The organism is Microbulbifer agarilyticus S89 (assembly GCF_000220505.1).
GTDB lineage: Bacteria > Pseudomonadota > Gammaproteobacteria > Pseudomonadales > Cellvibrionaceae > Microbulbifer > Microbulbifer agarilyticus_B.
This window is the reverse complement of record NZ_AFPJ01000004.1, coordinates 1-13,280: the sequence shown is the minus strand read 5'-3', so window position 1 is coordinate 13,280 and position 13,280 is coordinate 1. Positions and strand designations below refer to the sequence as shown.

The following is a 13,280-nucleotide window of genomic DNA, read 5'->3' as shown; positions in this document are numbered from 1 at the left end:
TCGGGCCTCTCTCATCGTCGCTGCTCCTGTTTATTATTGTCTTATTATGGATGGCAGTTCCGTCTACCTGATCTCGATTGTGCCTCAGAACACTGCCTGCGTCTTCTAGTTCATTAGGGTGACGAAATATCCCCCTGACGCGGCCCCAGAGCTGCAATTCCGCACACGTGTACTAGATTTAGCGGGCGTAGATGTACCGCGCGCAAGTAGTCGATAAGTACCTAAAGGACTCAGCGTTATGCGTCAGGCCCGATTTGTGGCTGCTCTAGCGTCATTTTGTGTTTCCCTCGCGATCCTGTCCGCCTGCTCGGTGCGACCTGTTGCAATGGATGACGCAACCATTGACCAGCGTGCCAGCGGCGACTGGCAAACGGCGTTTGGTAGCCAGGAGCCCGTCACCGACCCCATCGATCTCAACGAAGCGATCGCCCGCGCCATTGCCTACAACATGGACAACCGGCTGAAGTTGATGGAAGCGGTTGTCGCCAATCGCAACCTGAGCCTGGCGCGCTGGGACATGCTCCCGGAAATCGCCGCCAGTGCCGGCTACAACCACCGCAACAAGCAGCACTTTGCCAGCAGCGAGGATGTAAACGGCAACGAATCCCTCGCCCAATCAACCTCCCTGGATAAAACCTACAGCACCGCCGGCCTGGAACTGTCGTGGAACGTGCTGGATTTTGGCATCAACTACCTGTCCGCCAAGCAGGCGGCCGATGGGGTGATGATTGCGATCGAACGCCAGCGCAAGCTGATGCACAACGTCATCATGGATGTCGAGTACGCCTTCTGGATGGCCGCGGCCGCGCAGCGGGCAGAAGAACAATTACCCGCACTGATTGCACAAACTCGCAGCGCCCTGGAAAGATCCCGCAAGAGCGCCGAGCGTGGGCTGCGCCAGACCGAGGCCAGCCTGGCCTATCGCCGCGACTTGCTGGACCTGATGCAGCAACTGCTGGCGCTGGAAGGGGATATGCACAGCGCCAAAATGGAGCTGGCTTCGCTGATGGGCCTGCCCCCGGGCACCCCGTTTAGCGTGCGCGCTGGCCAGCGCGATATTTTGCGCAGCCCCTTTGCCGAACTGAATATTCAGGAGCTTGAACAGTACAGCCTGCGCAACCGTCCGGAACTGCTCGAAGAGGACTATCGCCAGCGCATCGCCGCCGCCGAAATCCGCAAGGCCTGCCTGCAACTGCTGCCCGGCCTGGAGCTGCGCAGCGGCTATTTCTACGACGATAACAGCTACCTGCTCTACAACGACTGGGCCGAAAGCAGCCTGCGCCTCACCTGGGACCTGCTCGGTACCGTGGTAGCCGGGCGCGACCTGGTTGGCTATGCCCGCGACAGTGAACGGCTGGGCGATGTACGTCGTGCCGCACTCACCGTTGCCGTACTCACGCAGGTGGACCTCGCCTACAGCCATATGCACCGCGCGCGTCTCAATCATGGTTACGCAGTGGAAATGGCAGAAATCGACAGCGCCCTCGCCAGTCAGTCCTACGCCCGGTGGCAATCCAGCCAGGGCACCGAGCTGGAGAGCATTCACGCCAATACCCAGGCCCTGCTTTCCAGTGTGCGACGCGACGTCAGCTACGCCGACTGGCGCAGCGCCAACGGACGCCTGAGTAATGCTGTGGGTTTCCAGCCCGAGTTCTACATCGATTATCGCCAGCCACTGCCGTTGATTGAGCAACAAGTGGCAGACATGCGCACCCAAAGCGGCAGTATCGAGTTGTTACCGGTGGGTGGATACAGCCCGGAGGGTGTCGAACAAAGGGAAGCGGAATTAAAAGAAGATGGCGCAGCGGCCGCCCACTGGTAACCCAGAAGCGCTGCAAGGATGTACCTGTGGTAACTGCTATGAACAATTCGTTACTTTCCCGCGCTGCGGTCACTCTCGTTGGCTGCCTGCTCATCGCCAGCGTGTGCTCGGCCCAACCGTTTACCGCGCCGGCAAAACTCAATGCGCTCAGCAAGGTGCAACTATCCAGTGAACTCGCCGCGCGAGTCACCGAAGTGCGCTTGCGCGCCGGTGACCGCTTCAGCAAAGGCGACCTGCTGGCAAGCTTCGACTGCACCGAGTTGCAGGCAGAACTGGAAGGTGCCGAGTCCAAGCGTGATCTCGCACGCCGGCAACGCAATGCAAATATTTCCCTCAAAAAGCTGGGTGGCAACATCAGCGAGCTGGAGCTGGTGCAGAGTGAGGCGCAGCTGGCCGAAGCCGTAGCCAATGCCAAAGTACTGAAACACCGCCATTCATTTTGTGAAGTGCGCGCGCCGTTTAGTGGCTTTGTAATCACGCGCAACGCGGAACCGCACCAGCGTGCCGAAGTGGGGATGCCCCTGTTCGAACTGGTCGACAACCGGGCACTGGAAGTCGAGGCCATCGTTCCTTCCGATTGGCTGGACCAGCTTACACTCAACAGCACGTTCCTGGTCACGATTACCGAGACCGACCGCACCTACACGGCCTCTGTGCAACGCATAGTGCCACTGGTAGACCCGGTAACCCGCACCGTGCGCGTGATCGGCACAATCGAATCTGACGCAGAAAATCCTGGCATCAACGCCCTATTGATCTCCGGCATGAGCGGCGAAGCGCAATTCTATTTTGCCCCGGATGGAGGCAACAGCCTCGGCAAGGTTGCAGCGCAACAGGTCGGGGCAAACTAGTGGATGCGCGCCTGCTGAAACGGCTCAACAGTTTTCTGGCGCTGGAAAAAAAGCTGCGCCAGGCAGCCAACGTTGCGCAGGTGGCACAGATTGCCTGTAGCGACAGTCAATTCTTGCTGAACTTTGATACCTGCCTGTTTTTCTCTGGCAGCAGGCTGACTCTTACCGCAGCCTCAAACGTAAGCGCGGTAGACAACACCGCTTGCGATACCCAGCGCTGGCAAAAGCTAGTGCGCGAAAATATCCAGCAGAGCTTGGATAAGGGTCCGCTGGAAGTCGCGATTCCTTCCCCGCCACCGATTGACCGCCAGCACGTTGACCCACAGCACACTGACTCGCAGGAAAACAACAAGGCCGCGGCGAGCGGGCAGCTTATGGTGTTGATGCCGCTGGACGCTCCAGACAATGCATATTCGCGTAAGCGACCAGACCTGGGCTGCATTGCACTCCTGCGCCGGCACCCGCTCTCGCCACAGGAACTGGAAGTTTTTCGGGAGCTGGCGGCCGCAGTGCGCCAGGCCCTCCTCGCATTGCGCGGCACAAAATCCTTTTCTCTGCGCCGCTGGATTCAGCGACGCCCGCTGATTTTTGCCGCCGCAATTATCGCCGTGAGTTTGCTGCCGGTACGCCAGAGCGTACTGGCACCCGCTAGCCTGGCCGCTATCGAGCCGCGCATCGTGTCGGCACGTACCGATGGCGTAATCCGTACAATCGACGTCCCACCGAACGCGCGCGTGGACAACACCCAACTACTGTTCACTCTGGAAGATGCGGAGGTCACCGCAGAAATTGACCGCGTGCAGCAGGAGATCGCGCTCTACAGCGAACGCTTGCGCATGGCACGCCAATATAACTTTCAACAAACCGCCGCTGGCTACAAGCTCGCCCAGGCCGAAACCGATCTATTCATCCGCAAACTCGACCTGGAGTTCCAGCATTCACAGCTGGAAAAAACCCGCATCAGAGCCCCCAGCTCCGGGGTAGCCATTTACACCGACCCGGCCGCGTGGATCGGGCGGCGCATTCGCGCAGGGGAAAAGGTCATGGAAATTGTGCAGCCGAATGCACGTAGAATTCAAATCGACCTGCCAACCAGCGATGCCATTGCGCTGCCGGAAACAGCGCGGGTGATGTTCTACGCAGAATCCAACCCCCTCACACCAATTGCAGGCCATTTGACGTACCACAGCCTGCTTACCAGCGAAGGGGAAAACCAGCCCGCCAGCTATCGGCTGCTGGCGGCCATCGAGCAGGACCAGCCACACATCAGGATCAACACCCGCGGCCATGCGCGCATCTACGGTGCACGAGTGCCGCTCGTGTACTACCTCCTGCGCAAACCCATCAGCACCGCCCGTCGCTGGCTCGGCGTTTAGGCTCTGGTATGAGGTAACTACACCAGTGTCACATGCCGCCACCACGCTACCGCTAGCCTCCCCTTCAGCGCCATCCAATGACAGCGCCTGGCGACCGTTGCGCTCTGACCTGCAGTTTCACCGGATGGAGGAAGACCCGCTTACGCAAGTCTGGCTGCTCTACGACCCACTGCGTGGGCAGTACCTGGAACTGGGAGAGCTGGAGCTATTGACCTTGCAACAATGGAATCTGGGCAGCGCGGAAGCTATTGCCAGTACGTTATCCCAGCAACAGGGCTGCAGGATTTCGCCGCAGCAAATCGAGAGCATTTTTCGCTTTGCCAGTGACAATGAGCTCCTGCAAAACAGCAGCGATGCGCTCGCACAGAAGCGTGCGCAGATCACGCCCATGCAGCAAGGTCTTGGCAGGCTGCAGAAAACGCTATTTTTTCGCCGTGCGCTGTTTGTCCCAACCCTGAGCAGCCGCCTGCTGCGTCCACTTGCCCGCGCCACAGCGCTACCGGGGTTCTACCTGCTGCTCACAGTTACCGCGTTATTCTGCGCAATATCCGTTGGTCAACACAGTACCGAATTCCTTGCTTACTTCAGCGCGAGCTGGAACCCTCTCGGTGGGCTCGCCTTTTTCATTTGCTACCTGCTCTTGAGCCTGTTCCATGAGATCGGACATGCCAGCGTCGCGCGCCTCTATGGCATTCGCGCCAATAGTGTGGGGGTTGGGCTTATCGCGTTGATGCCCATCATGTACAGCGATATCACCGATGCATGGCGACTGCCGCGCAAGGCACGGTTACATATTTCAGCCGCAGGAGTCGCATTTGAACTCTGTCTTGGCGTTGCCGCAGCATTGATCTGGTGCCTGGTAAATGATGGTGTGATCCGCACACTGATGTTTTACCTGTTCACAACATCGCTGGTAACCACCCTGCTGATCAACGCCAATCCGCTGATGAAATTTGATGGTTATTACCTGTTGAGCGACTTCCTTCGGGAAAGAAATTTGCAGCAAACAGCCACCAATACCTTGCGGCAGTGGTGCTGGGCGTTGTTGCTTCGCGACACCCAACGGCCTACCGGATACCGGCACAAGCTGCTCGGCGCGTTTGGACTCGCGGGCCTGATCTACCGGTTATTGATTTTTGCAGCGATCAGCTACGCCGCCTACCAGCTGCTGTTCAAGGCCGCCGGCATACTGGTGTTTTTCTTGTGCATCGGCCTGCTCGTGGTCCTACCTGCGGTGCGCGAGATACAAGGCTTCTGGTCACACCTGCAGCGCCAACGCCAGATCCAGTCCACACAGCCAAAAAAAACCGGGGCAGCGAAAGGTCGGCACATGAAGAGTTCTGCAGCGCAGCAAGAATCGCACACTCCAACGCGCTCTAATACGAGGCTACTGCCCATGTTTCGCTCGGCCAGTCTCTGGTGTATTGCGACGCTGCTTATACTGGCACTAGCCCCATTGCCATGGCCAATACAGCTGCCGGCAAGCACGTACTTTGAAAGTCAGCAAACACTCATGGCACCAGCGAACGCAAAATTGCGCACATTACTCGTTGCACGTGGCGAATTTGTTCGCGCCGGCCAGCCCATTGCCGAGTTGGCCGATGACGAACTTGAGTACCGAATACAGCGTACCCGCGCCGAGCTGGCGCTACTCCAGCAAAGGCAACAAGCCGATCGCTTTGCTGAAAACCTGGATGTGCTCGAGGGCGTCTATCTGCAGGACCTACTCAGCAAGCAGCAGTTACTCCGCCAATTACACACGCACAAACAGCAACTGCAGGTTCTCGCCAAGGTTGACGGCAATGTTGACTGGACGCTGCCAGGGTTACATGTCGGCCAGTTTCTCACCCTTAACCAGGCATTTCTCAGCATTGCCGCGCGAGATACGCTGGCAGGCCGCGCCTATGCGAGTACACAACAATTCTCACGGTTATCGGAATCCACCAATGCCCAGCGGCGCGGCCGTTTATTTTTGGATGGCCAGTGGCGCCCGGTAACCGTGCAGCTGCGCAATATCGAGGACATCGCCTCCCACGCTCTGGTGGACCCGGCACTCGCGTCAAACTTCGGCGGCCCAGTACAAACCCTCGCGGATGATCGCGAGCGCGCGGCTGACGCGCTGCACCTCATCAGTTTTGAATTTCCGCCCGCAGCCGCACACGCCAATGCTTCCCGACCAACGACCGCGCAGCGCACAGGTCACCTTGTGCTATTCGGCGAGCCGGTCAGCCTGGCCTACATGCTGGTACAACGCATTGCTGGCGTGTTCATTCGCGAGAGCGGCATGTGAGTAGCATGCGAGTGATGTAAGAGCGACGTTCAATCACATTTTTGGCGTGCCCAAGGAAGGGCCGACCCATAAGGCAGCAGATCCGTCTATCCACACGGAACAGACAAGAGGTACCCAATGGAACCGAAGGTATTTTCCAGGTCATCCCTGGCGCACACGATCGTAAGTCAGGGCCGCCCGCTGAGCAGCGTCCATCGCGCCCTGGAAAAGCGGATTCTGCTGGATGCCACCGTAGCCGTTGATGCCAACCAATCCCTCACGGCGTTGGCCGAGGATACGACAACGCTGGAATCAGACACCCACAGCGCGGCTGGTGTTGACCCGCAGGATAGTGAGGCACTGACACCCGCATCCGATGCGCGCGATACCCTGGTGGTGATTGACTTGCAGCTGGATAATGCCCAGGCACTGGTGGATGATTTGCTCGGCCAGGCCGATACCGTCGAAGAGGGCGATAGTAAGTTGTACCTGACCATTGGTGAGCGTCGCGTAACCCTGCTGGCAATGGATATCGATGACAGTCTGCAGACCATTACCGACTTCCTCGCGCAGAGTGGACAAAGTTTCGATGCTATCCATCTGGTCAGTCATGGCGATGCTGCAGGCATTACCATCGGCGGTGAGGAACTATCGCTCGCCTCACTGCAAGCGTCTGGCGAGGACAGCCACCGCGCCCAGCTGCAAAGCTGGCAAGCCCACTTGCGGGCGGATGCCGATATTTTACTGTACGGCTGTAATACCGCGTTTAGTGCCACTGGTGAACAATTTATCGATCAGTTTGCCGCGCTAACGGGTTCCGACGTGGCAGCCTCCGACGACGCCACCGGCAGTGCCCGGCTTGGTGGGGATTGGGATCTGGAGCAGCAGCGCGGTAATGTGGAAACTGATATCGCATTTTCCAAATTGCTGCAGGGCGAATGGGACGGATTGATGGCGGCAGGGCCAGCCAACGCCCTGAGTGTACCGGCGGAAGACCTGATCAATGAAACCACCACGATCACGGTTTCCTTTGAAAATGTGGGAGCCGATACCGGCTATGCACCAATTGTCGATACCGTACTCGGCCCTGGACTCGTCCCGCAGTCGGTCAGCGGCGGCGGGCTGAATTTAGCCTTCGAAACCTACACCTTTACCGGCGGTGCCTGGACCGACAGCAGCGGTGCCATCGTCGAGTTTCATCCCTGTGACACCACGCAATCGGGCCAGCCTCCCCTCGCCGCCAATAGCGTAGAGGGAGCGACCTGGTTGGCGATAACCCTGCCGTTTGGGTCCTACGCGCCCAACCAGCCCGCATTTGAGCTGGATATTTCGGTGCTGGTGGATGAATCTGCGAGAGCCATGGTAGGCGTGCCGATTAGCGTAACTTCACGTCCCGGGTTTTGCTTTGGTGAAGACCCGCTGAATAATCCCGACATCGACCCACCGATCGTGGGCCCGACAGTTTCCGATACGATCACACCGACGGTGCTACTGGTGAACAAAGAAGCCGTCGACGGTGATGGCGATAACCAGTCGATCAATGATGACAACGAGACGGTCACAGGCCCCAGTGAGGAAGTAGTGTGGCGCGTGAACGTCAATCTCGCCGATATGTCCACGGTGGAGAATTTGGTCATTACCGATCAAGTGCCAGTAGATTTTTTCTACCTGGGTAACGTCACGGTGACCGGTGCTGCCGGGCCCTTCACAGAGGGCGTGGACTATACGCTTACCGAACCACCGTTAGGGACCAGCACCGGTGCCGAACTAATCGTGACCTTCCTGACGCCAGTCACCGGCACCCTGTCCGGCAGTGACATCGTCGTATCCTTTGACGGCTATGTGCCAGACGTCGATGCCAATGGCAATCCAATTGTTATCAATGACGGCGGGATGGAAAGTGTCCGCAACCAGGTTGCGGTTGAAGGTACCTACCAGGGACAGGCGATTTCCGATAGAGACTCGGACATCATTACTGCGAAGGCACTTGCCACACAAAAAAGCGTGGCGCTGGTGAGCGATCCGCAAGGCAATGGGCCAACACCGGGTGATCGACTGGAATATACCTTGTCTATTCAGGTTTCCGATTATGTGCAGGTTAATAATTTGGACCTCAGCGACCTGCTTGGCGATGGCCTTGATTATGTGGATGGTTCAGCCACTTTTGAACTGTTTGAAAATGGCAACAGCGTTGGCCCGGATGCATTCGGCAGCGGCAATGTGTCAGTGACCGAGAACCCCGACCCTGGTGACGGGTCCACCAACCTGAGTTTTGACATCAGCCAGGAACTGATCGACCGCGGTATCAATGCAAACGGCACGCTCGATGGGGACTTGTTCGCCGATGCCGTCACCCAGGGCACCACCACCGTAGTGGTCACATACCAGGTGGAAATCCGCGAGCAGTATATTGGGGCCCCGCTGGCAGGCACCCCAAATGCGAATGTCGACACTCTCGACAGCGTTAGCAACAGCGCAAATATCGCCGGCGAGCTGCCCAACATCAACGTACCGCTGGAGGATGGAAGCTCCGAGAGCGTCACCATCGGTGGTGCTGATTCTGACAAGGAGGTCTTCGCGGTCAATGGCTCTTCGGCACCGGAAGATGTGGACGAGGTACGCGCGGGCGACCTGGTAACCTTCGCGGTTACCATCGAGCTGAGCAGTTTCGATCACCAGGGGCTGACGATAACCGACTACCTCCCGTTACCAGTATTTCAGGCAACCAATCCAAGCTATGTCGATACCGGTAATGGCGCCAGCTTGCCGGGGGTAAATCAATGGGGCTTTGGCCCGGCCACGGATTTTTCCGAATTTCCTCCCGGTTACCTGGACCCGGCCAATGTCACTACATCGGTGAGTGCCGGCGACAATGCCATCGATTGGCGTTTTGCTCCCATCAGCCAAGATGCCTCCAACGGCGGCACCCTGCAGATTTTGTTTACCGTAGAGGCACTCGATGCTGCCTTCGCCGACGGATTGTTTATCAATAATGTCTCGCAAGTGTCGATTGCCAACACCAATGGTACCGTGCTGCTCGATCCGGACACCGCGCCACTCGAAGTACTCTCTCCCGATATCAACATCACCAAGGGCATTGTCTCCAGCGATAATACCAACGGCGTACTGGACCCCGACCCCGCCGCACCAGTGACTTTCGATCCGGCGGGCACCGCCGCAACCGGCAACGCCCCCTGGACCGGTACGATCACCAGCCAGGACCTGGACCTGCTGCCCATTGATTCCAACCTCGACGGAGTGGACGCCGGCGACCTGGTGAGGTTTGTAATCACAGTGGAAAATACGGGCGGCGCCGATGCATTTGATATTGCGATTGTGGAAGACCTGCCCAGTGGTTTCGTGTTCCCCGCGGGCAGTACCAACCTGCAGGTATTTAATGGCGCAGGCGATGCCATTCCCTTTACCGGCAACCTGTTTGGCAGCGGACTGGTACTGACCGACCCTCAGGACAATGATCCCAGCAATCCTAATGGTGCCCTCGAAAGCGGTCGCGATGCGAATAACGGCCAACCCACCGACGACGGCACGAATCTGGTGGTCATTGTGTTCGACCTTGCAGTGGAGCCGCTGATCCGCTCCAACGAATCCGTCATCAATAATACGCAGGTTAATTCGTTTGCCGCAGTCAATGGTGGCAACAACTTTACTCTCGACGAGAATACCGGCCAACGGATCAATGACCCCAATTGGGACGATGACGCCGCTACCGACATTCGCGAGAATGACATCGCCAAGCGCTTGGTTAGTACCAGTATCAATACCCCCAACAATGCCAACAATGAAGCGGTAATTGGCGAGCTGATTACCTACGAGCTGACGCTGACGCTGGCCGAGGGGCAGAGCCCGAGTGCTAGCATTTCAGACTTGCTCAATAGCGGGCTTGTGTTTATCGACATTACCGATGTCGTCGTTTCATCCCCAGATATTTCGTCGACAGTGCCTCTCACCCCCGACGGACTCAATCCGCAGCAGAACGGGCAATCCCTGACGTTTGATCTCGGTGATCTCACCAATAGCAACCGCGATAACGATGTCGATGAAACTATTACCATCACCTATCGTGTCCGAGTAGATAACGTTATCGGCAACCAGAGTGGCGATCGCCTGGTTAACCGCGCGAGTTTTTTCTGGGATGAGACCGATGACAATATCGATAACCCGATAGGCCACGGCGATGTCTCCGCAGAACGGGTCACAGTGATCGAGCCCGACCTCCGGGTGACCAAGGACCTGATTGCACCGACCGGTGTGATCGATGCGGGTGATCCGATTACCTACCAAATCGTGATACAGCATTCCGGAAGTTCGGATACCGATGCCTACGATGCAGTGTTTACCGATACACTGCCGCCGGATTTAAACAGCGTCAGCAACCTGAGTGTTGTCCACTCTCGACTCGGTGACATCACCGATCGTTTTCAAATCACCGGCAACACGATCGAGACTATCCCCGGTCAGGACTTCGACTTACTGCTTGGAGAAACCGTTACCATTGAGGTGGATGCCATCGTCAATGATGACATCATCGCTGGCACAAGTGTCACCAATGATGCCACCACAGCCTGGACGAGCATCGAAGGCGACTCTGAATTTGAACGCACCGGTGTCGATGCACCGAACGGCCCCAATGACTACGCAAACACTGGCAGCGAGACATTCGTTGTGCAGGAGGTGGTCGCCCGCAGCAAGCTGGTCATTGACTCGTCGATCGTCACCCCCGACAACGCAATCGATGAAGTCACCATTGGCGAGGAGGCCACCTACAGCACGACCTTCCAGATACCCGATGGCGATATTCCGCTGGTACAAATCGTGGATAGCCTTCCCCCCGGACTGGAGTTTGTCAGTCTTGATCAGGTGATTGTGACGGGCCCAATCACTTCCGATCGCGGAGACCTGAGCGATCCAGACACACTGGCGCCACCACCAGAAGGAACTACCGGGGATATTTTATTTTTACTCGGCAACCTGACCAACCCACCCGACGGCAGTAACGAACCAGATCTAATCACCTTGATCTATACCGTCAGAACGCAGAATGTGGCGACGAATCAGGCAGGTACCGACCTCGTCAATACGGCCACTGCCACGTTTGATTCCAATGGCAATGGGGTCATCGATCCGGGGGATGAATCGGTCTCGGAGCAGGCAACCATCTCCGTGGTCGAGCCTGAATTGCTCGTAGAAAAAACCACGATTACTGCACCAAGTGACAATGGTGATGGCGTCTCCTACCGGATCACCATCAGCGCCGAAACCGGTCCCTTTGCCAGTGAGGCCTACGACGTCCGGTTTGAGGACACCATACCTCCGCAGATCGACGCCAACCGCTTCCGAGCGATTCTCAATAGCAATGGGGTTGCAACGGATATCAGCCGCGAATTCGAATTGGTCGGCAACACCCTCCGCACGGTCGATCGAGCGATCATTGATCTTGCGCCTGGCGACTTCATCGAAATAATCGTCAGCGGGATTCTTTTTGATACCGTTGCGGGCGAGACGATCACCAATACCGGAACCGGTGTCTGGACCAGTCTCCCGGGAATCAATGCGAATGAGCGTGATGGCAGCGATGGTAGCGGAGGCCTGAATGATTACATCGACAGCGGCTCTGTGGATATACAGGTTGCGGCGCCGCAATTTGAGAAGAACCTGGTAGAGACCAGTCAGAATGATGACCTCAATGATAACGACGAAGCGACCCTGGGCGAGTTTGTCACGTTTGAATTGGTCATCACTCTGCCGGAAACCGAATTGACCGGTTCCATCACCGATACCTATGACGCGGGTTATGAATTTATCGATTTAATTGGTGTAGTTGCGAGCAACCCGGATGCGATCGACGGAGACCTTTCCAGCATCGTTGCGGTAAACGATCCGGCCAACAATCAGGTGACCTTTGATCTAGGCACTCTGAAAAACACCAACCTTACCGATATCACGGAAACACTGACACTCACCTACCGTTTGCGCGTATTGGATATCCCAGAAAATACTGCGGGCGATGTGCTGGCCAACTCCGCAGTACTCAGTTATGACACCGATCGCGACGGCACTCTTGATACCAGCATCCAGGACAGTGATGAAATTACGGTGGTAGAACCGGACCTTGTGATCAACAAGGAAATTATCAGTGGCACACCGATCGCACTTGGCACAGTCGTGCAATACCGATTGACCGTTGAGCTGGCCCCAACAGCAACCGCCAATGCCTACGATGTGATTATCGAAGACACTATTCCTCCGCAGCTGAATCTCGACCCGGACAGCGTGGTTGTGGAGGTAACTGACGCTAGCGGAACGCGCGATATTAGTATGCTCGCGTCACGCTCGGTGCCGAGTTTTATCCTGGCGGATATTCCAGAGATTGGGCCCGATACTCTCGTCACAATCACCTATGAAGCAACGGTCACCACCGATCCGGATGCCCAGGGCACAATCGCCATCAATGAAATGGGGGTACTCTCTTCTTCCCTGGATGATGGCGCTACCGGCTCCAATTCCGAGCGGCTGTATTTTGATTTGACTTCAGAAAGCGCACCGATCGTTGCCATCGATCTTGCGGTTACCAAGGATGATGGAGGTATCAGCGCGGAGCCCGGCGATACCGTGATCTACACCATCGAGTATTCAAACCTCGGGGATGCGGATGCATCTGGTGTGGTGATCACCGATACTTTGCCGGATTTTGTTACCTTCGATCCGACCAACTCCACTCCCGGCTGGGTACTGAACGGCGATACCGTCGAGTTTGATGCAGGCAATGTGGTTGCGGGAGAAGTTTTCACTATCCAGCTTGCGGTAATCGTCGATGAACCGGTACCTGCAGGTCTGGAAGAAATCCTTAATTCGATCGAAATTACAGACGACGGTACCAATGGCACCGAGCTGGACGATACCAACAACCGGGACGAGGACCCTACCCCAATTATTGCCGCGCC

At 56.9% G+C, this 13,280-nt stretch carries 5 protein-coding genes; all 5 read left to right on the top strand.

Features of this window, described 5'->3' with window-relative positions:
• Window positions 1–325: 325 nt before the first annotated feature.
• Window positions 326–1,822 (top strand): TolC family protein, encoded by a 1,497-nt coding sequence (locus tag AS89_RS16460; protein WP_010130156.1) that lies wholly within the window; start codon window positions 326–328, stop codon window positions 1,820–1,822.
• 38 nt (window positions 1,823–1,860) lie between these two features.
• Entirely contained in the window at window positions 1,861–2,673 is an 813-nt protein-coding gene (locus AS89_RS0100090) for an efflux RND transporter periplasmic adaptor subunit (protein ID WP_010130155.1), read from the top strand.
• Entirely contained in the window at window positions 2,673–4,049 is a 1,377-nt protein-coding gene (locus AS89_RS0100085; protein WP_010130154.1) for an efflux RND transporter periplasmic adaptor subunit, read from the top strand. Before AS89_RS0100090 ends, AS89_RS0100085 begins: the two co-directional genes overlap by 1 nt.
• A 25-nt stretch (window positions 4,050–4,074) precedes the next feature.
• Window positions 4,075–6,339, top strand: coding sequence for a site-2 protease family protein (locus AS89_RS0100080; RefSeq protein WP_158217325.1), 2,265 nt, complete (start codon window positions 4,075–4,077; stop codon window positions 6,337–6,339).
• Window positions 6,340–6,456: 117 nt separating this feature from the next.
• Window positions 6,457–13,280 (top strand): DUF4347 domain-containing protein (locus tag AS89_RS0100075; protein ID WP_010130152.1); only part of this gene is annotated, 6,824 nt, incomplete at its 3' end.

What these genes read in the sequence shown, in the direction of transcription:
- AS89_RS16460 (WP_010130156.1), top strand. Translation starts at nt 326, where the DNA reads ATGGATGACGCAACCATTGACCAGCGTGCCAGCGGCGACTGGCAAACG.
- AS89_RS0100090 (WP_010130155.1), top strand. Translation starts at nt 1,861, where the DNA reads ATGAACAATTCGTTACTTTCCCGCGCTGCGGTCACTCTCGTTGGCTGC.